Annotated in this window: 19 protein-coding genes and 1 riboswitch; of the genes, 10 read left to right on the top strand and 9 right to left on the bottom strand. The window is 73.2% G+C overall.

The window, feature by feature from the left end; translation table 11 throughout:
- Positions 1 to 4: 4 nt before the first annotated feature.
- The 3 genes from AC0665_RS00790 to fahA form a co-directional block, all read right to left on the bottom strand.
- Positions 5 to 793: a GntR family transcriptional regulator gene (locus tag AC0665_RS00790; protein WP_363120985.1), complete on the bottom strand. Its 789-nt coding sequence runs from the start codon at positions 791 to 793 to the stop codon at positions 5 to 7.
- Positions 794 to 1,030: 237 nt separating this feature from the next.
- Positions 1,031 to 1,969 (bottom strand): M56 family metallopeptidase, encoded by a 939-nt coding sequence (locus AC0665_RS00795; RefSeq protein WP_478704423.1) that lies wholly within the window; start codon positions 1,967 to 1,969, stop codon positions 1,031 to 1,033.
- A 215-nt stretch (positions 1,970 to 2,184) separates the two neighbouring features.
- Complete coding sequence (gene fahA / locus AC0665_RS00800; protein ID WP_468406516.1) at positions 2,185 to 3,396, bottom strand: fumarylacetoacetase; 1,212 nt, start codon at positions 3,394 to 3,396, stop codon at positions 2,185 to 2,187.
- A 309-nt stretch (positions 3,397 to 3,705) separates the two neighbouring features.
- On the opposite strand from fahA, the gene AC0665_RS00805 reads away from it, so the two are divergent.
- The 5 genes from AC0665_RS00805 to AC0665_RS00825 all read left to right on the top strand — a co-directional run bounded on the left by AC0665_RS00805 (position 3,706) and on the right by AC0665_RS00825 (position 10,876).
- Positions 3,706 to 4,965, top strand: coding sequence for a DegT/DnrJ/EryC1/StrS family aminotransferase (locus AC0665_RS00805; protein ID WP_478704184.1), 1,260 nt, complete (start codon positions 3,706 to 3,708; stop codon positions 4,963 to 4,965).
- The gene (locus AC0665_RS00810) at positions 4,958 to 7,240 is read left to right on the top strand and encodes a lipopolysaccharide biosynthesis protein (protein ID WP_478704185.1); all 2,283 of its coding nucleotides are present in this window, start codon (positions 4,958 to 4,960) and stop codon (positions 7,238 to 7,240) included. The genes AC0665_RS00805 and AC0665_RS00810 overlap by 8 nt, the downstream gene beginning before the upstream one ends.
- Positions 7,241 to 7,326: 86 nt before the next feature.
- Positions 7,327 to 9,297: a glycosyltransferase gene (locus tag AC0665_RS00815; RefSeq protein ID WP_478704186.1), complete on the top strand. Its 1,971-nt coding sequence runs from the start codon at positions 7,327 to 7,329 to the stop codon at positions 9,295 to 9,297.
- Positions 9,294 to 9,731 (top strand): hypothetical protein, encoded by a 438-nt coding sequence (locus AC0665_RS00820; RefSeq protein WP_468406524.1) that lies wholly within the window; start codon positions 9,294 to 9,296, stop codon positions 9,729 to 9,731. The genes AC0665_RS00815 and AC0665_RS00820 overlap by 4 nt, the downstream gene beginning before the upstream one ends.
- On the top strand, positions 9,728 to 10,876 hold the full coding sequence (locus AC0665_RS00825) for a glycoside hydrolase family 26 protein (RefSeq protein WP_478704187.1): 1,149 nt from the start codon (positions 9,728 to 9,730) through the stop codon (positions 10,874 to 10,876). Before AC0665_RS00820 ends, AC0665_RS00825 begins: the two co-directional genes overlap by 4 nt.
- 19 nt (positions 10,877 to 10,895) lie before the next feature.
- Here AC0665_RS00825 and AC0665_RS00830 read toward each other — a convergent pair whose 3' ends face one another.
- From AC0665_RS00830 to AC0665_RS00840, 3 genes are all read right to left on the bottom strand, one after another.
- A complete protein-coding gene (locus AC0665_RS00830; RefSeq protein ID WP_478704188.1) occupies positions 10,896 to 11,651 on the bottom strand; it encodes a polysaccharide deacetylase family protein in 756 nt (251 codons plus the stop codon).
- Between the two features lie 104 nt (positions 11,652 to 11,755).
- On the bottom strand, positions 11,756 to 13,057 hold the full coding sequence (locus AC0665_RS00835) for a glycosyltransferase family 2 protein (protein WP_478704189.1): 1,302 nt from the start codon (positions 13,055 to 13,057) through the stop codon (positions 11,756 to 11,758).
- A 20-nt stretch (positions 13,058 to 13,077) separates the two neighbouring features.
- A complete protein-coding gene (locus AC0665_RS00840) occupies positions 13,078 to 14,163 on the bottom strand; it encodes a GNAT family N-acetyltransferase (protein WP_478704190.1) in 1,086 nt (361 codons plus the stop codon).
- 171 nt (positions 14,164 to 14,334) lie between these two features.
- Between AC0665_RS00840 and AC0665_RS00845 the strand changes: the two genes are divergently transcribed.
- Positions 14,335 to 15,183 (top strand): HAD family hydrolase, encoded by an 849-nt coding sequence (locus tag AC0665_RS00845; protein WP_363120995.1) that lies wholly within the window; start codon positions 14,335 to 14,337, stop codon positions 15,181 to 15,183.
- On the opposite strand, the gene AC0665_RS00850 is transcribed toward AC0665_RS00845, so the two are convergent.
- Positions 15,147 to 15,926, bottom strand: a complete 780-nt coding sequence (locus tag AC0665_RS00850; RefSeq protein WP_478704191.1) for a transglycosylase SLT domain-containing protein — start codon at positions 15,924 to 15,926, stop codon at positions 15,147 to 15,149. The two genes, AC0665_RS00845 and AC0665_RS00850, sit on opposite strands and share 37 nt — an antisense overlap.
- 3 nt (positions 15,927 to 15,929) lie before the next feature.
- Positions 15,930 to 16,107, bottom strand: a riboswitch (cyclic di-AMP (ydaO/yuaA leader).
- Between the two features lie 503 nt (positions 16,108 to 16,610).
- Between AC0665_RS00850 and AC0665_RS00855 the strand changes: the two genes are divergently transcribed.
- The 4 genes from AC0665_RS00855 to AC0665_RS00870 all read left to right on the top strand — a co-directional run bounded on the left by AC0665_RS00855 (position 16,611) and on the right by AC0665_RS00870 (position 21,025).
- Positions 16,611 to 17,621, top strand: coding sequence for a polyprenyl synthetase family protein (locus AC0665_RS00855; RefSeq protein WP_363120997.1), 1,011 nt, complete (start codon positions 16,611 to 16,613; stop codon positions 17,619 to 17,621).
- 231 nt (positions 17,622 to 17,852) lie between these two features.
- Positions 17,853 to 19,100 (top strand): LolA family protein, encoded by a 1,248-nt coding sequence (locus AC0665_RS00860; RefSeq protein ID WP_478507460.1) that lies wholly within the window; start codon positions 17,853 to 17,855, stop codon positions 19,098 to 19,100.
- A gap of 70 nt (positions 19,101 to 19,170) precedes the next feature.
- Entirely contained in the window at positions 19,171 to 20,160 is a 990-nt protein-coding gene (locus AC0665_RS00865; protein ID WP_478704192.1) for an ABC transporter ATP-binding protein, read from the top strand.
- A complete protein-coding gene (locus AC0665_RS00870) occupies positions 20,147 to 21,025 on the top strand; it encodes an ABC transporter permease (protein ID WP_478704193.1) in 879 nt (292 codons plus the stop codon). The genes AC0665_RS00865 and AC0665_RS00870 overlap by 14 nt, the downstream gene beginning before the upstream one ends.
- A 3-nt stretch (positions 21,026 to 21,028) precedes the next feature.
- On the opposite strand, the gene AC0665_RS00875 is transcribed toward AC0665_RS00870, so the two are convergent.
- Both AC0665_RS00875 and AC0665_RS00880 read right to left on the bottom strand, forming a co-directional pair.
- A complete protein-coding gene (locus tag AC0665_RS00875; protein ID WP_478507457.1) occupies positions 21,029 to 21,622 on the bottom strand; it encodes a flavodoxin family protein in 594 nt (197 codons plus the stop codon).
- A gap of 85 nt (positions 21,623 to 21,707) precedes the next feature.
- Entirely contained in the window at positions 21,708 to 22,856 is a 1,149-nt protein-coding gene (locus AC0665_RS00880; protein ID WP_478704194.1) for an amidase, read from the bottom strand.
- Between the last annotated feature and the right edge of the window lie 3 nt (positions 22,857 to 22,859).

Below are 22,859 nucleotides of genomic sequence, written 5' to 3' on the forward strand. Positions count from 1 at the left end.
GTGGTTACCGGGTCCGGTGCAGCAGGCCGCTCATGGTGATGCGGTCGCCGCGGAAACGGATGAACTCCAGGTCGACCGGGCGGCCGTCCGCGAGGTGGGTGAGGCGTTCCAGCATGAGGACGGCGGCGCCGCGCGGGGCCTCGAGCACGGCGGCCGAGTGGGTGTCCGCGCTGACCGCTTCCAGGGTGATCTCGGCGTGGCCGAGGCGCCGGCCGGTGGCGGCTTCCAGGAGGCGGAAGACGTCGTTGTTCTCCAGATCGGCGCCGAGCAGCTCGGTACCGATGTCCAGGGGGATGTAGGTGAGGTCGAGGGACAGGGGCAGACCACCCAGCCTGCGCAGACGCTCGATGTAGAGGACGTCCGTGCCGGGCGCGAGCCGGAGGCGGTCGGCGACCGGCGCGGGTGCGGGTGCGGGGCCCATGGTGCGGACCTCGTTGGTGACCTGTCCGTGTTCGCGAAGGGTTTCCGCGAGGCCCATCAACCGGTCGAGGCCGTGGGGGTACTTGTGGGCCACGACCACGGTGCCGACGCCGGGCTGGCGTTCCACGAGGCCCTCGGCCCGCAGCAGGTCGAGTGCCTCGCGGACCGTGTTGCGGCTGGCGCCGTACTCGGTGGCGAGGGTCGACTCGTGGGGGAGGACGCCGTCGGGGAAGGCGCCGGTGAGCAGCAGCCGGCGGAGCGGATCGGCCAGTTGCCGGGCCCGGTCGGCGCGCAGCCGTCGCCGCGCGCGGTGGGCGGCGACGGTGGTCGCGGCTCCCTGTCCGGCGTGGTCTCGGATGCGGTCACTGGGCATGGCTCGGACCATACCTATCCGATAGGAAAAGTGGTGTTGCGGGAATGTTGCGCCACCCCGAATGTGACGCGTTCGACGAGCGAGCTGGCCTTTTGCCCGGCGTGTGACCACATCCGCCACCGACCGCCCGGCCGGGTGCGGCCTTCGACAGCCCGTTGTCCGGCCGGTGCCGCTCCGGCCACCGCCCCCTGTCCGGCCGGTGCCGCTCCGGCCACCGCCCACCCCCGGCGGTTGCGGCTACGACAGTGCCGTCAGCCCCGGGGCGAAGGCGATCAGCAGGGGCAGCAGCGGGACGAGCGCGGCCGTGGTGGTGGTCAGGGCGCGGTGCCGCCGGTCCAGCCGGGGCGGCGGTTCGAGGAGCCGGTCGACCCGTTCGCCGAGCAGACGGTGGCTGGAGGCGCAGGACAGCACGCCGCGGTGCTGGTTGAGCTCGATCAGCGCCAGGGCCGTGGTCAGGTGGCCGCAGCGGCGGGAGGCCGTGTCGTCGGCGGCCAGTTCGACCAGGCGGTGGGTCTGGTCGCAGAAGTGGGCGAACAGCGGGACGCGCGGGAAGCCGGTGGCGAGGGCCGTGGACAGGTGCAGCAGCCAGTCGTGGCGGGCCCGGGCGTGGCCCCGCTCGTGGGTGAGGACGGCGTCGAGCTGGTGGCCGGTGAGGCGGTGCAGCGCGCCCGTGGTGACGATCAGCTGGGGCGGGCTGCCGGGCATCCACCAGGCGTCCGGATACTCGTCCTCCAGGACCAGCAGCGGGCCCTTCGCGGCGGGCAGACCGGCCGGCAGGTCGGGGGCGCGTTCGCGCAGGTGGGCGCGGGCCTGGGCGCGGCGGCGGCGCGCCTCGACGAGTTCACGCGCGAGCATCGCGGTCGTCCAGGCCGCGCCGCAGGCCAGCAGCAGGGTGAGGCCGGCGGCCCACGGCGGCGCGGCGGACAGGTCGTACGCGGCGGTCACCGCCGGCGGCGCCGGTGCGAAGAGCTGGGCGCGGACCGTGCCGAAGACGGCCGCGCCGCCCAGGGAGAGCGCCGCCACGCAGCACAGCAGGACCGTGGCGACCAGGCACTGCCACACCCACAGCGCGACCACCGGTTCCCGCTCGGGCCACGCGGCCCTGGTCAGCGCACGGGGAACGGGGAAGGCGGCCGTCACGGCGACGACGCTCAGCAGGAGCAGGCAGACGGTCATGGCCACGGGCTCCGGTTCCTCGCAGGAAGAGGGGCGGCTACGGGTCGTGCGCAGGAGGGCGGTCGCCGTGCGCACCGGCGACCACGACGAGCGTGGTGGAGGTGCGCGCACACCGCCCTGCCCAGTATGACGGGCCGGGCGGTGTGCGTCAGGGGCTCGAAGGCAACAGAAGGGGCCGGAGGGACGGCTGCCGGGCGGCTCCCGGCGGGGCGGCGTCAGCCCTGGACCACCCGCCCCGTCACCTCGCCCAGACCCACCCGCGCACCGTGCGGCCCGGGCGCCCAGGCCGAGAGGGTGACCTCGTCGCCGTCCTCCAGGAACGTCCGCTTGCCGTCGGGGAGTTCGAGCGGCTCGCGGCCGTTCCAGGTCAGCTCCAGCAGAGAACCGCGCTCCCCTTCCGCGGGGCCGCTGACCGTGCCGGAGCCGTAGAGGTCGCCGGTGCGCAGGGAGGCGCCGTTGACGGTCATGTGGGCCAGCTGCTGGGCGGCCGTCCAGTACATGGTGGAGAAGGGGGGCTCGGAGACGACGTGGCCGTTGACGGCGACGCTGATCCTTAGGTCGTAGCCGCCGGGCTCCTCGTCGCTGTCGTCCAGGTAGGGCAGCAGCTGGTGCGTCCTGGCCGGAGGCGCCACGAGCGCCTCCTCCAGGGCGTCCAGCGGGGTGATCCACGCCGACACCGACGTGGCGAAGGACTTGCCGAGGAACGGGCCGAGGGGGACGTACTCCCAGGCCTGGATGTCGCGGGCGGACCAGTCGTTGAGGAGGCACAACCCGAACACGTGCTCGCGGAAGTCGCCGAGGGCCACCGGCGCGCCCATCCGGGAGGGCACGCCGACGACGAAACCGACCTCGGCCTCGATGTCCAGCCGGACGGACGGGCCGAAGACGGGAGCGGCGTCGGTGGGCGCCTTGCGCTGGCCGGAGGGGCGTGCGATCTCCGTGCCGGAGACGACGACCGTGCCGGAGCGGCCGTGGTAACCGATGGGCAGGTGCTTCCAGTTGGGGGTGAGGGAGTCCTCCGCGTCGGGCCGGAAGATCTGGCCTACGTTCCGGGCGTGGTTCTCGGAAGCGTAGAAGTCGACGTAGTCCGCGACCTCGAAGGGCAGGTGCAGGGTCACCGACGACAGTGGGTGGAACAGGGGTGCGAGCGTCTCCCGGTGGGACGGCACGGTCACCCAGGCGGTGAGCGCCCGGCGCACGTCGGACCAGGCCGTGCGCCCCGCGGCGAGCAGTGGGTTGAGGGTGGGCCGCGCGAGCAGGGAGGCGTACGGCGAGCCGAGCGCGTGGGCCGCGGCGCCCGCGTCCAGCACGTGGTCGCCGAGCCGGACGCCCACGGTCCGGTGGGACGAGCCGGGGAGGGAGAACACGCCGTACGGCAGGTTGTGCGGGCCGAAGGGGTCGCCCTCGGGGACATCGAAGGGGGGCATCGGGTGCTGCCTCGCTTTCGGGTGTGCCGTGTCGTCACCACGCATTCGTGGTCGTGCCACACGTTACGGGTGACACGACGGTCCTGGGCAGGGCCTGAGGAGGCGCAGAGGGGCGAACGGGGCAGGTGGCCCGGGTGGGACCGGGCGGGGCGGCTCCGGCGCACCGGACGGGACGCCGTATGCGTACGTGCCGGAAGTTATCCACAGGACGCGACGCAATCTTGACGGAGCGGTGCGAACGGGGCGACTCTGGGCGGGTGCCGGAAGGCCTCGGGGAGGGGGCTTTCCCACGGCACATCTGGGGGGCGGATGGCCAAAGGGGAGGCCGGTCCGGGTCCGGTGCGGCATGGCGCACAGCCGAAGCGGCTGGAAGAGACCATGCGCGTCCGGCTCGACCGGGAATGTGTGTACGTACCGTCGTGCCGTTTCGGGCTGTACGTGGCGCTGCGCCACTGGTGCCCGCCCGGCGGGCGGGTGCTGATGTCACCGGTCAACGACGACGTGATCTTCTTCGTCGTGCTCGCGGCCGGACTGCGCCCGGTGCAGGCGCCGTTGAACCCGCTCGACGCGTCCATCGACGTCGATGCCGTGCCGGACGAGGTGTGGGGCTCGGTCTCGGCCGTGCTCACCACGAACCTGTACGGCAATCCCGACCCGGCGCCGCGCCTCAGACGCAAGTGCGACGCGCTGGGGATCCCGCTCTTCGAGGACGCGGCGCACGCGATCGGCAGCCGGGTGGGGGACCGGCCGGTCGGGGCCTGGGGTGAGGCCTCCGTGTTCAGCCTGTCCAAGCACGTCGGGGCCAAGGCCGGAGGCGTGCTCTCACTCGCCGACCCGGGGCTGCGCGAGGCGGTGGAGGAGACCTGCGCCGGTCTGCTCGCACCGCGCCGCACGAGCGCCGAACTCACCTATCTGGTCCGGCCGTACGCGGAGGCCGCGGTGCGCGGGCTGCGGTTGCGGCGGGCCGCTTGGGCAGCGATCCGGCTGCTGGGCCTCGCGGACCGCGAGGAGATCCGCATGCCGCTGCGCCCGGACGAACTCGCCCTCGCCGCCCGCCGGACGCCCGGACTCGACGCCCACCACCCGTGGGTGCGCGTCGACATGCACGACTACCGCCTGGCGTCCGGCCGGCTGCGGCTGCGGCGCATCGGCCACAGGCTCGACCGGCTGGACGCGGTGCTGGACGCCTGCCGGGCGGGCACGGAACTGCTGCTGTCCACGCCCTGGGCCAAGCCGCGTGACGGCCACGGGACGCAGCCGCTGTTCCGCGTCCCGCTGTTCGTGGCGGACCGGGACGCGGCGATCGCGGCGCTGGCACGGCAGGGCGTCGTCGTCGGCTACCTCTACGACCCGCCGCTGGACGACTACGCCGGCGCGGAGTTCACCGACCCCTCACCGGCTCCCGAGGCGGCGCGCTGGTTCGCGCGGCACGCGCTGCCCGTGGACCCGCTGCGGGCGCGGACGGTGATCGAGGTGCTGGAGCGGTCCGGGGCGCGACCGGTCCGGGCCCCGGGGGAGCGGTCCGGGAACACGCCGGCACCGGGAGGGCTGGGACAGTCCCGTGGCTGAGATCCAGGTGCACGAGCCCGCCGCCGCGCGCACCGACGACGGCGGGCCGAAGCCTGCCGACCGCGACCACACCCACGACTCGCTGTTCAAGAACGCCTACTTCCTCATGCTCAGCACCGGCGTCTCCGCCGTGCTGGGCCTGGGCTTCTGGCTGGTGGCCGCCCGCTACTACACGGAGGAGGCCGTCGGCCAGGGGTCGGCCGCGATCGCCGCGATGCGGCTGCTCGCCAGCATCACGGCGACGACGATGATCGGCGCCGTCGTCCGCTTCGTGCCGCGGGCCGGCCGGGAGACCGGGCGCCTGGTCTGGGGCACCTACGCGGCCAGTTCGCTGGTCGTGGCGCTCGCCGCCGCCGTCTTCCTGCTCACGCTCGACGAGTGGGGGGCCTCCTACGCGCCTCTGGGCACTCCCATGGCGGGGGCGGTGTTCGTCGCGGCGTGCGTCGCCTGGGCCCTGCTCACCCTCCAGGACGGAGTGCTCACCGGGCTGCGCAAGGCGGAGTGGGTGCCCGCCGGGAACGCGGTGTTCTCGGTCGGGAAGCTGGCCCTCCTGGCCGTCTTCGCCGGCACCCTCCCCGTCCTCGGCATCTTCGTCTCCTGGGCGGTCGCGATCGCCTTCTCCACCCTGCCGCTGGGCTGGCTGATCTTCCGCCGGCTGATCCCGCGCCAGGCGGAGGCCGACCGCGACAAGGAGCCCCCGAAGATCAGGGACATGGGCCGCTTCCTGGCCGGGGACTCGCTCGGCGCGCTGTTCAGCCTGGCGATGATCAACCTGCTGCCGGTGATGGTCGCGGTCCGCTTCAGCGCCGCCGAGAACGGCTACTTCTACGTGGCCTACACCGTCGGCGGCACGATGGAGTTCATGGCCATCAACATGGCCTCGTCGCTCACCGCGCACGCCTCGCACGACCCGCGCCAGCTCGCCGACGGCGTCCGGGGCGCCCTGCGGCGCATGACGCTGCTGCTGGTCCCGGTCGTGGCCGTGCTGGTCGTCTTCGCCCCGCAGATCCTCACGCCCTTCAGTCCGGACTACGCCGAGCACGGCTCGACCGTGCTGCGGCTGCTCGCCCTCGGCGCCCTGCCGCGGGTCGTGGTGGAGCTGTACATCGGCGTGCTGCGCGTTCAGGGGCGCACCGGTGTGCTGGCCGCGCTCCAAGGAGCCATGTGCGCCCTGGTGCTGGGCAGTGCGGCCGTGCTGTTCACCCCGTCGGGGATCGCCGGCGCCGGCTGGGCGGTGCTGCTGAGCATGACGCTGATCGCGGTCGTCGCCGCGGCAGGGCTGCGCAAGGCCCTGCGCCCCCACGACAGCGCGCCCGCCGTCCGCCCGCCCGCCGACCTCCCCTACGGCACCCGCTGGGCGAAACTCAACGCCACCGCCGGATACGGCACGACCTGGGCCCGCCGGGCCGCCTACCGGCCCGAGGGCGGCGACCAGGACACGGTGACGCTGTTCATCGGGCGCCCGGGGTACGAGCGGGAGGCGTTGCAGGCGGACACGCTGGCACTGATCGTGCGCCCGGAGGGACCGACCGGGGAACCCCCGCCCCACGAGTCCCGGGAACACGCGTCCCGGGAACCGGACCAGGAGCCGTGGGAGCGGCGGCTGAGAGGGGCCCTGTGGAGCCTGCTCGCCGTCGCGGTGGTGTTCTTCTTCGCACCGCTGCGGGACCTGCCCCGGCCCGCCGGGGCCTCAGAAGCGGCGCTCACCGGACGCCGGCTGCTGGAGGGCATGCCGCTGCCGTCGCTCACCGCGGGCGGCCTGCTGCTCGTGGTGTTCGTCGCCGCCGTCACCCTGAGCACCCGGCGCGACCCGTGGCTGCCGGGCACGGCACTGGGCGCCGCCCTGCTCGCCCTGTACGCCGCACCCCTCGCCCTCGGGCGGGAACCGCGGCCGGTCGACGGGGCGTTCTACGACAGGACGGCCGGTTTCCTTGCGGACGCGGTGGGGCTCGACGGCCCCGAGCCGCTGCTGCGCTGGGCGCCGCCGGTCTGCCAGCTGCTGTGTCTCGTCCCGTTGGGCCTGCTGCTCGCGAGCGCGGGCGGCCGGCTGCCGTGGCCGGGGCGCTGGGGGGTTCTGTATCTCGTCGCGGTCGGCGGCTGGGTGTGGCGCGACGCGCTCGCACCCCTCGCGCCGCCCCTGCTCGCCGCCCTCCTGCTGCTCCTGCCGCTCCAGCGCGCCGCGTCGGCGTGGACGCGCTCCCGCACCACAGCCCCGACAGGTCCCCCCGCCGGCCGAACGGCCGGCGCACCACCGAACGACCGGCCCCGCTACTGATCACACCCGAAGCCGAGACCGACCGAGCCCTGGCCCGGACAGGGCCGAGCAGAGCCGAAGAGAGCAACCGCCAGGGGGGAACCACCGTGCGTCCGCCAGTCACACCGAGGGAGAGAGCCACGCCGGAACCCACACCCGCGCGGGGCGGCGCGAACACCCCCGGCAGCGGCCCCGAGAGGGCCAGCCAGTCCTCCAGCCCGTCCTCCTCGGAGTCGTCGCGTCCCGCCCGCGAGCCCGTCAGGGATCTGTCCGACCTGGCTCCCGCCTGGTCCGGGCGCGGCGCGATCGCCCGGCCCGCCGTCCCGCTGGGTCTCGCGCTCGCGCTGTGGGCGTACGCCGTGCGGCACACCGACGTCTCACGGCTCGACGACTACGGGCTGGTCAGCGCGCTGCACCCGGCCTTCTGGGCCGGGCTCGCGGTGCTCACCACCGGCTTCTGGTTCACGGTCCGCGACGCGCGCCGCCCGGGTGCCTGGTCGGCGGCGTACGTGCTCGGTCTGCTGGTGATGGAGCGGGCCACCCAGGCCGTGCTCTACCCGACCCCGCTGTACGCCTGGGCGTGGAAGCACGAGGCGGTCATCGACCATCTGCTGACCGCGGGCGGCCTTCAGACGGCCGATCAGGTCGGCGACATGGCGGTGTACGACCAGTGGCCGGGGTTCTTCGCGGCCCAGGCCGCCCTCCAGCGGCTGCTGGGCGTGGACTCGGCGGCGATGTTCATGGCCTGGTGGCCCCTGGCCTCCAGCCTGATGCTACTGCTCCCGCTGCTGCTGATCTACCGCACCTTCACCGAGGACCGGCGGCTGATCTGGACCGCGGTCTGGCTCTTCTACGTCGCCAACTGGGTCGGGCAGGACTACTTCTCCCCCCAGTCCGTGGCCTACGCGCTGCACGTGGGCGTCCTCGCCGTGGTGCTGCGCCGCTTCGGCCGGTCCGCCGTGGGGCGCGGCCGGCCGCGGCAGGCCGTGTGGACGGTGGTGATCACCGTCATGATCGTGGCGATCGTCATCTCCCACCAGCTCACCCCGGGCATGCTGGTCGTCTGTCTGCTCGCCCTGTGCCTGAGCCGCCGCTACCGCGACTGGGTGCCGGTGGTCACGACCGTCGTCATCTTCCTGGCCTGGTGTCTGACGGCCGCGCTGCCCTTCCTGTCCGCGGCGATGCCGGACATGATCCGCTCCATCGGCGACGTCGGCGCCAACGTCGAGACGGGCTACGGCGCCACCCCGACCGGCACCGGAGCGATCGCGACCTCCTGGGCGGCCCGGCTGCTGTCCGGCACCGTACTGCTGCTCGCGGCCGTGGGCGTGCTGCGCCAGCGGGTGCTGCGCCACCGCGCCCGGCCCCTGCTGCTGATCGCGGCGGCCCCGCTGCCGATGTTCGCGGCGAGCAGCTACGGCAGCGAGATGATCTTCCGGGTGCTGCTGTTCATGCTGCCCGGCGCCGCCTTCTTCGCCGCGGCGGCACTGCTGCCCGAAGTCCGCACCCTGGCCGCCGACGCCGCCGCGCAGGAGGCGGGCGGCCGGCAGCCCACCGGTTCCGCCACGGCCCGCCGGCGGGGCGGCGTCGGCACCTGGGTGCCGCTGGCCGCGCTGCTCGGCGGCACCCTGGCGTTCGTCCCGGCCTACTCCGGCAAGGACCGCATCAACTACTTCCCGCCGGGGGAAGTGGCCCTCGTACGGCAGCTCTTCGACCAGGCGCCCGACGGCTCGCTGGTCGTGGCCGCCAACCGCAACTACCCGGACGCGTACGCCTCCTACTGGAGCGTCGACCACTACTGGTTCCTCGACGACGGCCGCAGCCACGTCGACGAGATCGTCAGGAGCCCGGCCACCACCCTCGCGCGGGACATGGCCGGGGTGGAGCCACCCGGCCGGGCCTACTTCCTGCTCACGCAAGGGCAGTTGGCCAACTCCGAGATGAACGGGCAGCTCGACCGGGCGCAGCTCGACCGCATCCAGAAGTCCGTCGCCGCCTCGCCCCGGTTCCGGCTGGTGGCGAAGAACGGCGCCGGATGGCTCTACGTGCTGAAGCAGTCGGGGGGAGTGCGGCGATGACACCGCAGGAGCTCGTGGTCCGGATGCTGCCCCCGTTCGGCGGCTGGCTGGCACTGGCCGCGCTCGCCCTGCCCGGCGGTTCGCCGCTGCGGGGCGCCGCGGTCGTGCTCTTCCTGGCGGCCGGTCCGGGCGCGGCCGCGGTCAGAGTCTGCGCACCCGCCCTGGGGGCCCGGCCCGCCGAAGGGCCGGTGGAGCGCCGGGACGCGGACTTCGCCCGCCACTCCGACCTGCTGGAGCGGCTGATGCTGACGCTGTTCCTGAGCATCGGCGCGGTGATGCTCGTCGCGACCGTGCTCATCGCCACGCACACCTTCAGCGCGCAGCGGGTGCTGCTGACGCTGACGCTGCTGACCACACTCGCCGCGTTCTGCCCGCCGCTGCGCGCCTCCCCGCCGCCGGACACGACGAGGACACCGAAGGGTTCCACTCAGTGAGGTTCAACCGCCCCCACCGCCCCCACCGCCGCACACCGGGCACGACCGCGGGACAGCACCGGAAGGAGCCGCACGAGGCGCGGACCGCCGGCCCGTTGGCATCGAGCCGGCGCCGACTGCTGATCACGTCCGCCACGGTCGTCAGCGCGGTCCTGGTCGCCGTGCTCGCCCTGCGGGACGCCTCGGGACCGCAGGAGCGGGGAGCGGCCGGTTCCAAGGCGGACTGCCGCCCCACGGCCCTGCTGGAGCCGCCCTGCGGCGCCTGGTTCGGCGCGTTCGTGCCGCACGAGCGCGACGACCTGCCCGAGAAGGTCCGCGCCTACGAGGAGCGCGTGGGCCGCGCACTCGACATCGTGTACACGTACCACGACATGTCCCTGCCCTCCGGCACCCGGCGCGAGGGCCAGTTGCTCACCCCGGAGGAGCGGCGCGTCGGCGAGGACCACCTGCTGCTGCTCTCCTGGGAGAGCAAGTGGTGGGGCGGCACGCAGCGGCAGCAGCCGACCTGGAAGCAGATCGCGGCCGGCGAGCTGGACGAGAAGGTCATCGACGTCCAGGCCCGCCGCGTCAAGGACTACGGCAAGAAGGTGTTCCTCTCCTTCGACCTGGAGATGGACACCCGCACCCCGGCCAGCGGCACGCCCGCCGACTACGTGCAGGCCTACCGGCACATCCACGACCGCTTCCGCGCCCTGGGCGTCGACAACGTGGTGTGGACGTGGATCACCACCGGCTACCTCGACCACGCCGACGAGATGAAGCGGATGTACCCGGGCGACGACTACGTCGACTGGATCGGCTACAACCAGTACAACTACTACCGCTGCCACGACGCGGGCTGGCTGACCTTCGCGCAGACGCAGCACGCCACGCACGACTGGATCCGCGCGCACCTCTCCGACGACAAGCCGCTGATGCTCTCCGAGTTCGGCACCGCCGCGGATGGCGACCGCCCCCGGCGGCAGGCCGAGTGGTACGCGCAGGTGCCCGGGGTGCTCAAGGACCTGGACGGCGTCAAGGCCGCCCTCCAGTGGAACTACCGCGACCCCGGACCGCACTGCAACCTGGCGCTGGCGAACGACGCGGCCTGGGACAGCCTGCGCGAGGCGGTCGCCGACCCGTACCTCAACCAGCCGCTGAAGTAGCCGCCCTCACCTGGCGGGGTCAGCCCGCGAACTCGGGCCCGCGCACCACCGCACGGGCCCGCCGGTACCAGCGCCACCCGATCGTCCTCGGCCCGTCGCGGTACGGCGCGACCCGCGCGCCCGACCCCGCCAGCCAGCCCTCGACGTCGGCGACGGTGTGGGTGCGCCGGACGATGAGCCGGGCGATGCGGTACCGCTCGTCGCGCTTGGAGCTGAGCGCGTGCCGCACGGCGGTGGCCGTCTCGTAGCCGGCCCGGGCCGACATGGCCCGTACGCGGGGGCTGTTGTAGCCGTGCGGGTAGGCGAGGTGCCGAATCTCGTGCCCGAGGGCGTCCTCCAGCACGGCCTTGGAGGTGCGCAGTTCGTACGCGAGGGCCTTGGCCGGCAGGGTGTCGAGCTGCGCGTGGGTGACGGTGTGGCTGCCTATCTCCATGCCGGAACGTTCCAGCTCCGCCGCCCGGGCCAGGGTCATCATCGGGGCGGGCGGCAGCAGACAGCGGCCGCCCGGGGCGAGGGCTCCGGTGGTGAGATAGGCGGTGGCGGGCAGCGCGCGCTCGGCCAGCGCCTCGGCGGTCGGGCCGGGCAGATCGGCGAACCCGTCGTCGAAGGTGAGCAGCACGGGCCGGGGTGGCAGCGGCGCCCGGCCGGCCAGGTGGTCGGCGATCGCGCTGATGGTGACGGGTGTGCGGCCGCTGCGGACCACGGCGTCGAGATGCGCGGCGAACTGCTTCGGCGTGACCGTGAACTCGGCGATCCAGTCCGGCGGATCGTCCATCACGCAGTGATACAGGAAGACGGGGACGGCTGGGGTGGCCGACGGCCGTATCGGCCCCTCGCCGTCCTGCCCGCCCCGCCCGTCCCGGCCTCTGCCGTCCGTCCTCATCCCGCCCCCCGAGCCGTCTTCTCACGCGCCGCCGCGCGCAGCGCCCGCCGCGCCTTCAGATAGCCCACCGGCCCGTACGCCATCCCCCGGCGCTGCAACCGCGACAGCCGCCCGGGCCAGGGGTGGGTCCGCACGTCGTGATCACCCGGTGTGCCCGCGCCGTCCGCCGCCCCGGCCCCGCGCGCGGCCGTCAGCGCGCGCGCGTGGGCGAGGCCGCGGGGCAGCCTCGCCAGGAAGGCCGGCAGCAGCGCGGGCCGGTTCACCAGCACCGCGGTGAGGTACGCCGTGAGTCCGGCGCCGTAGCCGTACGCCTGGGTCTCCAGGTCCCGCCAGGTCTCCCGGTGGTGGTGCCACACCAGGGCGTACGGCGTGTAGCGCAGCCGGTGGCCCTGCGCCAGGACGCGGACGAAGCCGTAGAGGTCGTCCCCGCCCCGGGCGGCCGTCCCGGCACCGGTGGCCGGGTCGAAACCGCCCACGGAACGCAGGACCGCCGTGCGGAACGCCATGTTCGCGCCCGAGCCGAACCGTCCCGCCGTGAACGGGAACAGCGGCTCGTCGCCCGGCGGGTGCGCCGGGTCGTACGTCCTTGGAGTGAAGCCTTTGGCGAAGCCGCCGTGGCTCTCCAGCAGCACCTGGGCCGGAGTGGTCAGCCGCGCGGGCAGGATCAGGCCGGTGCTGCACCCGAGCCCGGGGTCGGCGGTGAAGGGCGCGGTCAGCTCGGTCAGCCAGCGCGGGTCGGCGACCACGTCGTCGTCCGTGAAGGCGACCACCTCGCCGCGCACGGCCTCCAGCCCGGCGTTGTGGGCGGCCGCGAGCCCCGGAACGGACTCACGGACGTAGCGCACGCGCTCGGCGTACTTCGTCTCGATCAGCCGGCGCGTCTCGTCCGTGACGGGCGCGTTGTCGACGACGACGATCTCGAACCGCGGATGGTCCTGCGCCAGCAGCGAGTCCAGCGCCCGGGCCAGCTGCCCGGCCCGCTCCCGGGTCGCGACGACGACCGTGGTGAACGGTGGCTCGCCGGGTTCGCCGAAGACGGCGGGCCCGCACTCCGCTCGCGCCCGCCCCGCCAGCACGGCCTTCGGATCCGCCCCCTGCGGCACCCGCCCGAGCAGGGTGCCCACCGGCCGACCGGACCTCCTGACCAGCACGAACACCTCCCCGTGTGTCACGGGCGGACTGCCCGGGCCGGGTCTGAGCACCGCCTCGTCGCCGTCGAGGTCCAGCTCGGCGACCTGGACCGCCCCGATGTCGAGGAACCGCCGTATCTCCTCCTGCGCACGCGCCGAACGGGCCATGCGCCCACCCCCCTTGTGTGTCAGGTACGGCGCAGCCGAGCCACGCCCTTCAGCGTCCGCGCGGCCAGCGCCGCGAGCCGCGGCCTGCCGCGGACGAAGCTGTGCGCGCGGCGCGCCGGCTCGCGGCCCAGCCAGTACAGCGCCGCGCCCGCCCCCGGCCGCGTCACCGCACCCTCGTAAACGGGCAGTTCGCCCGTCTTGAGCGCGTCCTTGTACTCGGCCGCGCCCCGCCCCAGGTCGAGCATGCCCACCCCCTCGGCAGCCGCCGCCTCGGCCATGCGCAGATGCAGCACCAGCCCCGGCGAGAACTTCGCGAACTCCGGGTCGTAGGCCGGGAACCAGCAGGCCAGCACCGAGGCCGAACGCAGCCCGAAGTGCGCGGCGACCGGCCGCTCACCCGCGTACAGCACGGACAGCGTGCCGCTGCACTCCGGCGCCCGGGTCCGGGCCAGCTGCCCGACGAGCCGGGTGATCCACTCCTGGGCGAACCGGTCGCGGCGGCCGGTCCTGCGGTACTGCGCCGACTTCCACTCCATCAGCGTGCGCAGGGCGGCCGGGTCGCGTTCGTCGAAGACGAACCGCAGCTCACCGGCCTGCCGGCCCAGCCTGCGCTCCTTGGCCAGGGTGGTCTTCAGGAACTTCGGCGACTGCGCGCGCAGCACCGACTCGTAGGCCTCGTAGCCCTTCTCCACGTCGATGACGTAGGTGGCGTACTCCTCGGCCGCGTACCGGACGAACAGCCGCTGCTCGGCCTCCAGATTGTCGAAGGCGAAGCTCGACACCGAGCAGGCCCTCAGCAGTTCACCCGTCTCCAGGTCCAGGCCCGGCCGCAGGATCGCGCCCTGGGCGTCCGAGACGCCGAACCCGATCGCCCGGCCCTGCCCCAACGGGCCCCGCTCATGGGGCAGGAAGCCGGCCGGCTCCAGCCCCTCGTACACCACGGCGACCCGGGCCCCCGGCCTGACCCGGCCGACGGCTTCGGTGAACTCCGGTTCCATGAAGGGGTTGCGCGGTGCCCCGGAGGCCGCGCGCAGCGCACGCCAGCGCTCCTTCTCCCCTTCACCGAGCTCCCCGGCCCCCGCCACGCGAATGCGCCCACTGCTCAACCTGACCCCCCGATCAAGTCCCCCCTGGACACATGGAAGGTACCGCTCTATGCGGCCTCTCGGGTAGGTAGCGGAGCATGTTGTTGCCAACCGGTGCAGAGGCCTTCAACCGGGCAATCGGCGTCCCCTGTGCGATGAAACGAAGGGCCGCGTTGTCCGTATTCTCTGATCATGGCCGCACCCCTCGCATATTCACTCATCGCCACCGATCTGGACGGGACGTTGCTGCGCGGCGACGACACCCTCTCCGAACGGTCCCTCGCCGTGCTCGCGCGGGTGGCGGACGCCGGTGCCCAGCACCTCGTGGTGACGGGCCGGCCGGCGCCGAGAGTGCGGCCGCTGCTGGACGACCTCGGCTGCACGGGGCTCGCGGTCTGCGGGCAGGGCGCGCAGGTGTACGACGCCGGCGCGGACCGGCTGCTGTGGTCCATCACGCTGGACCGGGAGCTGGCCGAGACCGCCCTCGGCAAGATCGAGGCCGAGGTGGGGCAGGTGTACGCGGCGGTCGACCAGGACGGGGTCGACGGGCTCACGCTGATCGAGCCGGGCTATCTCATGCCGCACCCGACCCTGCCCGCGGTGCGGGTCGAACGGCGTGACGACCTGTGGGGCGAGCCCATCAGCAAGGTGCTGCTGCGCCATCCGCACCTGTCGGACGACGCGTTGGCGGCGACGGCCCGCTCGGTGGTGGGTTCGCTGGCGACGGTGACGATGTCGGGGCCCGGCACGGTGGAGCTCCAGCCGTGCGGGATCACCAAGGCGACGGGCCTGGCGCTGGCGGCCGAGCATCTGGGGCTGCGTCCGGCGGACACCATCGCCTTCGGCGACATGCCCAACGACATCCCGATGTTCGACTGGGCCGGCCACGGCGTCGCGATGGCGAACGCCCATCCCGAACTCAAGGCCGTGGCCGACGAGGTCACCCTGTCGAACGAGGACGACGGCATCGCCGTCGTCCTCGAGCGACTGCTGGGCGGGGCGGCTCAGTACGGTCCGTTGACGTTGTCGATCGAGCCGTAGCGGTCGGCCGCGTAGTTGCAGGCCGCGGTGATGTTGGCGACCGGGTCGAACGGGTCGAAGGAGGTGCCGTCCACGTGGTAGGCGGCGAACGTCGGGTCGATGACCTGGAGCAGGCCCTTGGACGGGGTGCCCGCCGCGGCGTTCGAGTCCCAGTTGTTGATCGCCAGCGGGTTGCCGGACGACTCGCGCATGATGTTGCGGTAGATGCCGTCGTAGGACCCGGGGATGCCCTTCTGCGCCATGATGTCCAGCGCCTCGCGGATCCAGCCGTCCAGGTTGTTCGCGTAGGTCTTGGCCGACGCCTGGGTGGCCTGGGCGACGCCCGTGGCGGGCTTCGCGGCCGGCTTGGCGGGGGCGGACGACGGGGTGGCCGTCTTCTTCGCGGCCTTCGCCTTGGTGGTCTTCACCGTCAGCTTCAGACCCGGGTGGATCAGCTTCGGGTTGTCGCCGACGGCGGCGCGGTTGTCCTTGTAGAGCCGCTTCCAGCCGCCCCGGACGTCGTACTTGTCCGCGATGCGGGCCAGCGAGTCGCCCTTGACCACGGTGTACGTGAGCGACGTGGCGGGCTGGGCCGCGCGGGGCGCGGACTGTGCGGCGACGGGGGCGCTCTGGGGCTCGGCGGCGCTCGCCTGGGCGGCGCCGAGGAGCGGGAGGGTGAGTGCGGCTCCTCCGGTGCCGACGGCGATGAAGCCGCGGGTCAGCGGGTTGGTTCTGGGGCGACGGTGCTTGCCTCGTCCGGCCATGACGATGTTCCTCTCCGGCGCCTGCGAGGTGAGCTGTCGGGTTCGGGCCGGGAGGTGCCCGGCCGCGTACGGCGCTGTGTGCCGTACGCGGCTTCACCCCGAGCCGTGCCGCTGTGCGGTCCGGCGACTTACCTGGGTCCCCCGCTCCTGCCCTGCGTGAGTGAGTCGGTTCCAGTGGGGAGTCCGGGCGGCGGCAGGATGAGGCGTCCGCCGGACAGGGCGGGAACGTATGCGAGAGCACATGTCCGGAACAAGCGCCTCAGTCACATATCACGTAGTTGACCTTGGTCGGAGGCATTTGGGCCGCTTGATCCTTTGCGGCAGCCAAGGGCTCAACTTGCTTTCCGGAAAAGGGGGTACGGGGCGAGGTGGGAGGAGGGCGGAAAAGCGGAGGCAGTGATTCAACTCACTGATCACGAGTCCGTGGGGCATTTTCCACCAACGGGAATTTGCTTACCCAAAGCGGCAAATGGTGCATAGTTCACCACCCTTGGGTAAGTCGATAAATATCTGTTCTTATAGGTTGATCGAAAACATTGCGGTCGTGATCGGATACCGCCCGGCCTGTAACCCTGGGCGCTGGCGGTGATCGAAACGTGACCGGATACGCTGACTCGAGTGAGGGCAGCGACCTATCGACAAACCGCGTAATCACCGGCAGACACAGCAGACAGGAGACCCCTCGTGACCGACGTCGGGCCGTTCGGGCTGAGCGTGCGGGACCAGGCTCTGGAAGCCGATGTCCAGGCCGGACTGACGGCTGTCGAGGAAGGCTTGCTCGAGGCCACCAAGAGTGAGGTGCCCTTCATCACGGAGGCCGCCCAGCATCTGGTGCGCGCCGGCGGCAAGCGGTTCCGTCCGCTGCTCGTGATGCTGTCCGCCCAGTTCGGCGACCGGCACGCCCCCGGGATCGTGCCCTCGGCCGTCGTCGTGGAGCTGACCCACCTCGCCACGCTGTACCACGACGACGTCATGGACGAGGCCGCCGTGCGCCGCGGCGTCGCGAGCGCGAACACCCGCTGGGGCAACTCCGTCGCCGTCCTCACCGGCGACTTCCTCTTCGCCCGCGCCTCGCACATCCTGGCCGACCTCGGCCCGGAGGCCGTGCGGGTGCAGGCCGAGGCGTTCGAGCGCCTGGTGACCGGCCAGATCCTGGAGACCGCCGGACCGCAGGACGGCCGCGACCCCGTCGAGCACTACCTGGACGTGCTGGGCGGCAAGACCGGCTCGCTGGTCGCCGTCTCGTGCCGGTTCGGCGCGATGATGTCCGGCGCCGACGAGACGGTCGTGCACGTGCTGACCCAGTACGGCGAGCGCCTCGGCGTCGCCTTCCAGCTCGCGGACGACGTCCTGGACATCGCCTCCGACTCCCACGAGTCCGGCAAGACCCCCGGCACCGACCTGCGCGAGGGCATCCCCACCCTGCCGGTGCTGCGGCTGCGCGAGCGGGCCGCCCGGCTCGGGCTCGCCGAGGACGTCGCCCTGTGCGAGCTGCTGGACTCCGACCTCACCGACGACGCGCGGCACGCGGAGGCCCTGCGCCTGCTGCGCGCCCACCCGGCGCTGGAGCAGGCCCGGCGGGACACCGTCCGCTACGCCCAGGACGCCCGCGCGGCGCTGGCCCCCCTGCGGGACTGCGCCGCGAAGACGGCGCTCCTGGAGCTGTGCGACGCCGTGGTGCACCGGGCCGGCTGACACCTCCTCCCCGTACGACCCCTACGGGTCGGGGGAGAAGCCCGGCCTCCGTGTCATACCCCAGCAGTACACGGAGTTGAGCCCGGGGTCTGACGTATCTCCCTGGCCGATTTGGTCAGATGGTGACCACGGAAAGCACCACTCCTCACCTGTTCGGGTGAGAATGGCGGCTCAGGGACGAGTGCGTGCACGACACGGACAGCCGCCGCCGACCACGGAGGTAGGGCACACATGGCACCGTACGCATCCGACGACAGCACGACCGCCGGGGAGGCCGACGAGCAGCGCTCCGGGCGGCGCACCGCCGCGCGGTACATCGTCCCGGTCACGGTGATCGGGGTGGCCGCCGCGACGATCGGCCTGGTCCCCGCGCTCGCCGACTCCGGTGACCCCGACCTTCCGAAGATCACCGCCCAGCAGCTCATAGAGAAGATCGCCGCGTCCGACGTCGAGCAGCTGTCCGGCACCGTCAAGATCAGCACCGACCTCGGTCTGCCGAACCTCGGCGGCCTGGAGTCCGGTCTGCTGTCCGGTGCCGCGGGCGGTGGTGACGGCTCCTCGGCCGACCCGACGGCCAAGCTCACCGAACTGGCCTCCGGCACGCACACCCTGCGCGTCGCCGCCGACGGCCCGGACCGGCAGAAGCTGTCGCTGCTGGAGAACGCCGCCGAGTACAGCCTCATCCACAACGGCAAGGACGTCTGGGGCTACGACAGCAAGTCCAACGAGGTCTACCACGGCACCTCCTCCGAGAGCCCGGAGCGCGGCAAGGACCAGCAGCCGCCGGCCCTGCCGAAGGACTTCGCCGAGGAGGCCCTGAAGGCGGTCGACGACACGACCTCCGTGACCGTGGACGGCACCGCCCAGGTCGCCGGCCGGGACGCCTACAAGCTCGTCGTCGAGCCGAAGCAGTCCGGCTCGACGGTCGGCGCGATCACCGTCGCCGTGGACGCCGAGACCGGCATGCCGCTGAAGTTCACGCTCACCCCGGCGAGCGGCGGCGCCGCCGTCGTGGACGCCGGCTTCACGAAGGTCAGCTTCGCCCAGCCGCCCGCCTCGACCTTCGACTTCACCCCGCCCAAGGGCGCGAAGGTCACCGAGGAGAAGGACGCCAAGGCCTCCGACGAGGCTCCGCGCAAGGCTCCCGGCAAGCCCTTCGGCCTCGGTGAGGCACCCGGGCACGCCCCCAAGGACGGAAAGGACCTCGGCAAGGGCCCCGACGGCATGAAGACCATCGGCGAGGGCTGGAACGCGATCGCCACCTTCGACACCGGCGGCGAGGGCGTGCCCTCCGGCAAGGCCGGCGGCGAATTCGGCGGCTTCATGGACTCGCTCGGCGAGAAGGTGCACGGCACGTTCGGCTCCGGCACGGTCTTCTCGACCCGCCTGGTCAACGCCCTCATCACCGACGACGGCAAGGTCTACGCGGGCCTGGTCACCAAGGACGCGCTCGTGAAGGCGGCCGACGCCGCGAAGTAGGTCCCGCGGGCGCACGGTGCGCCGGGAGGACGAGGAAGCCCTGCGGGACGTCGAGAGAACGGGGAAGCCGATGGGCGAACCGTCCGCCGGGCAACCGGAGGAGCGGGGTGCGGCGCGGGCCGGTACCGGGGAACCGGTCATCGCCACCCGCGCGCTCACCAAGCGCTACCGCGGCGGACAGCTCGCCGTCGACGGTCTCGACCTGACCGTCCCGGAGGGCAGCGTCTTCGGCTTCCTCGGCCCCAACGGCTCCGGCAAGACCACCACCATCCGCATGCTGATGGGCCTCATCGAGCCCACCTCCGGCACGGCGCGGGTGCTCGGGCAGCCCATGCCCCGGGCCATCCGCGCCGTGCTGCCACAGGTCGGCGCCCTCATCGAGGGCCCGGCCCTCTACGGCTTCCTCTCCGGCCGCGACAATCTGATCCGCTACGACAGCGCCGACCCGGCCACCGACCCGCGCACCCGGCGGGCCCGGGTCGCCGCCGCCCTGGACCGGGTGGGCCTGGCGGCGGCCGGGTCCAAGAAGGCAAAGGCGTACTCGCTGGGCATGAAGCAGCGTCTGGGTCTCGCCGCCGCGCTGCTCCGGCCGCGCAGGCTGCTCGTCCTCGACGAGCCGACCAACGGCCTGGATCCGCAGGGCATGCGCGAGATCCGCGCCCTGATCCGCGAACTGGCCTCGGACGGCACCACCGTCTTCCTCTCCTCCCACCTGCTCGACGAGATCGAGCAGGTCTGCACCCACGCGGCCGTGATGGCCCGGGGCCGGCTGATCGCGCAGGGCCCGGTCGCCGACCTGGCCGCCGGGGCGCGCGGCCGGCTGGTCGTGATGACACCGGACCCGGCGGAGGCGGCCCGGGTACTGAAGGAGCAGGGCGTCGGCGACGTCGTCGTCACCGGCGACCGGGTGACCGGCGAACCGCCGGAGCGCGACCTGGCCGAGGTGAACGCCGCGCTGGTGACGGCCGGGGTCCGCGTGCGCGGCTTCACCGTCGAACGGGCCTCGCTGGAGGACGCGTTCGTGGCACTGACGGGGGAGGGCTTCGATGTCGCGGGCTGAAGTGCCCGAAGCCGTACGGCCGGTGAGCCCGTTGTGGACCTTCGGGCTGCTGCGCAACGAGCTCGTCACCACCTTCCGGCGCTGGCGCACGCTCGCGCTGCTGGCCGTACTGGCGGGCGTGCCGGTCCTCGTCGGCATCGCGGTCAGGATCGAGACGGGGAAAGGCGGTTCGCCCGGCGGCGGGGGCGGTTCAGGACCGGCCTTCGTCGCGCAGATCACCAACAACGGTCTGTTCCTCGTCTTCACCGCCCTGGCCGCCACGCTCCCGTTCTTCCTGCCCATGGCGGTCGGGGTCGTGGCGGGCGACGCGATCGCCGGTGAGGCCGACTCCGGGACGCTGCGCTATCTCCTGGTCGCCCCGGCCGGCCGCAGCCGCCTGCTGCTCGTCAAGTACGCGGCGGTCGTGGTCTTCTGCCTGGCCGCCACGCTGGTGGTCGCCGTATCGGCCCTGGTCGTGGGCTCCTTGCTGTTTCCGCTCGGGGAGCTGACGACCATCTCGGGTACGCGGATCAGCTTCGCCGAGGGCCTGGGCAGAGCCCTGCTGATCGCCCTGGTCGTCGCCGCGTCACTGGTCGGCGTCGCCGCGCTCGGCCTGTTCGTGTCCACCCTGACGGGCAGCGGCATCGCGGCGATGGCGACGACGGTCGGGCTGCTGATCACCGTGCAGATCCTGGACCAGATCCCGCAGTTGCACGCCCTTCAGCCGTACTTCTTCTCCCACCACTGGCTCTCCTTCGCCGACCTCATGCGCGAGCCGGTCCTCTGGGACGGCCTGGCGAAGAACCTCGGCCTCCAGGCCCTGTACGCGGCGGTGTTCGGATCGGCGGCATGGGCCCGCTTCACGGCGAAGGACATCACGGCCTAGCGCTCAGGCCGTGACGTCCTGCTCGTACAGGAACCGGGCGAGCGGCGCCTCCTGCGCGAAGAAGGTCTTCGCCCGGGTCAGCGCCGCGTCGTCGGCCAGCACGTCACCGGGCTTGCTGCCGTTGCCCAGCAGCACCCCGCCGAAGCGCATCCCCATGTACGCGGCCGAGTTGTGCAGCGTCCCGACCAGCGGGTCGGCGACGATCTCCTCCCGGTGCGCCAGGGCGGTGACGCCCCACAGGGTGCGGCCGGCCAGGGTCGCCTTGAAGTCGAGGCCCGGCGTGCGCAGCCAGCCCGACCAGTGATCCAGGTAGCGCTTGGTCTGCGCGGAGACCGAGTACCAGTACAGCGGCGAGACGATCACGATGTCCGTCGCCGCGAGCGTGGCGTCCAGCAGCCGGGCCACGGTCCCCTCGGTCGGGCGGACGTGGTCGCTGTCGTGCCGCAGGTCCTCGAAGTCGGGCAGCGGGAACTCCGTGAGGTCGATCCACTCCTGCTCGACGTCCGGGGGGAGTTGCTCGGCGGCCCGGCGGGCGAGCAGCTCGGAGTTGCCCTCGGCGCGAGCGCTGCCCAGGACGAAAAGGAAACGGCGGGTCATGGGGTGCCCCTCTGACGGTCGGCGTACGTCAATTACACGCGTGTGCATCATATGCGTGCGCAAGTAAATGTGCCAGGGGTGCCGGTCAGCGGACGCCGCGTTCCCGTGCCTCCCGCGCCACCGCCAGCAACAGCGCCTCCCGCCCGTGCGGCGCCACCAGCTGGAGCCCGGCCGGGCAGCCGTCACCGCCGAAGCCCGCGGGCAGGCTCAGCGCCGGATGCCCGCTGAGGTTGAACGCCCAGGTCAGCGAGGTGGAGTAGCGGTCCCCGGGTCCGTCGTGACCGTGCGGGGCGGTGGGTGCCGTCGGGGTCAGCAGCAGCGCGGCACCGGCGAACAGCTCCGCCAGCCGCCGGTCGTTCTCCGCCCGGACGCGGTGCGCCCCGGCCGGGTCGGCACCGGGTGTGCGCAGGGCGAGCCAGGCCGGCCCGGGGTCCACCAGCCGCACGGGCGTCCGCGGCCGTACGAGCCGGACGACGCCCGCCGCGACGAGCCGTTCCACCGCCGCCCGCGCGAGCGCGACGGGCTCGGGGTCGGGCCCGGCGAAACCCAGGTCCGGCGACCAGACGGCGGTGACCGGAAGGTCCGCCGCACCCGGCACCGGCTCCCCGGACACCACGCGCCACCACAGCTCCGCGTCCGACGCCGAGCGGGCGAGCACCCCCGGAACCGCGAGCCCCGTACGGTCGCCCGAGGGCAGCCGCCCCCTCGTCGTCTTCAGCCCGGCCACCCCGCACCACGCCGCCGGGATGCGCACCGACCCGGCCCCGTCGCCGCCCGTGGCCAGCGGCACCAGCCCGGCCGCCACGGCCGCCGCGGCCCCGGCCGACGAACCACCCGGCGTACGGTCGGCCCGCCACGGGTTGACGGTCCGGCCCCGCGCCCCGAGCCCCCAGGTCTGCCAAGCCGTTCCCGGGCCGGGCACGGACGTCGCTCCCACCGCCACACCCCCGGCCGCGAGCAGCGCACCCGCCGCGCGCAGACCGTGCCGCCCCTTGACGGCGATCGGCACCCCCGCCAGCGGCAGGGACGGGGCCGCGCCCCGGCGGTCGAGTCGCGTGTCCAGCTCGTCCGCCCGCCGCAGCGCCTCCTCGCGCCACACCTCGACGAACGCGCACAGCCCCGGATCGGCCCGCTCGATCCGCTCCAGGGCCGCCGCGACGACATCCGCGGCACGCAGTTCCCGGGCCCGGACCGCCGCCGCGATCTCCCCGGCCGACGCGGATGCGTCCGGCACGGC

The sequence above is a fragment of the Streptomyces sp. NPDC043685 genome (assembly GCF_056436585.1).

What these genes read in the sequence shown, in the direction of transcription:
- AC0665_RS00790 (WP_363120985.1), bottom strand. Translation starts at nt 793, where the DNA reads ATGCCCAGTGACCGCATCCGAGACCACGCCGGACAGGGAGCCGCGACC.
- AC0665_RS00820 (WP_468406524.1), top strand. Translation starts at nt 9,294, where the DNA reads ATGACACCGCAGGAGCTCGTGGTCCGGATGCTGCCCCCGTTCGGCGGC.
- AC0665_RS00830 (WP_478704188.1), bottom strand. Translation starts at nt 11,651, where the DNA reads ATGGACGATCCGCCGGACTGGATCGCCGAGTTCACGGTCACGCCGAAG.
- AC0665_RS00875 (WP_478507457.1), bottom strand. Translation starts at nt 21,622, where the DNA reads ATGACCCGCCGTTTCCTTTTCGTCCTGGGCAGCGCTCGCGCCGAGGGC.
- AC0665_RS00865 (WP_478704192.1), top strand. Translation starts at nt 19,171, where the DNA reads ATGGGCGAACCGTCCGCCGGGCAACCGGAGGAGCGGGGTGCGGCGCGG.
- AC0665_RS00860 (WP_478507460.1), top strand. Translation starts at nt 17,853, where the DNA reads ATGGCACCGTACGCATCCGACGACAGCACGACCGCCGGGGAGGCCGAC.
- fahA (WP_468406516.1), bottom strand. Translation starts at nt 3,396, where the DNA reads ATGCCCCCCTTCGATGTCCCCGAGGGCGACCCCTTCGGCCCGCACAAC.
- AC0665_RS00870 (WP_478704193.1), top strand. Translation starts at nt 20,147, where the DNA reads ATGTCGCGGGCTGAAGTGCCCGAAGCCGTACGGCCGGTGAGCCCGTTG.
- AC0665_RS00805 (WP_478704184.1), top strand. Translation starts at nt 3,706, where the DNA reads ATGGCCAAAGGGGAGGCCGGTCCGGGTCCGGTGCGGCATGGCGCACAG.
- AC0665_RS00845 (WP_363120995.1), top strand. Translation starts at nt 14,335, where the DNA reads ATGGCCGCACCCCTCGCATATTCACTCATCGCCACCGATCTGGACGGG.
- AC0665_RS00850 (WP_478704191.1), bottom strand. Translation starts at nt 15,926, where the DNA reads ATGGCCGGACGAGGCAAGCACCGTCGCCCCAGAACCAACCCGCTGACC.
- AC0665_RS00835 (WP_478704189.1), bottom strand. Translation starts at nt 13,057, where the DNA reads ATGGCCCGTTCGGCGCGTGCGCAGGAGGAGATACGGCGGTTCCTCGAC.
- AC0665_RS00795 (WP_478704423.1), bottom strand. Translation starts at nt 1,969, where the DNA reads ATGACCGTCTGCCTGCTCCTGCTGAGCGTCGTCGCCGTGACGGCCGCC.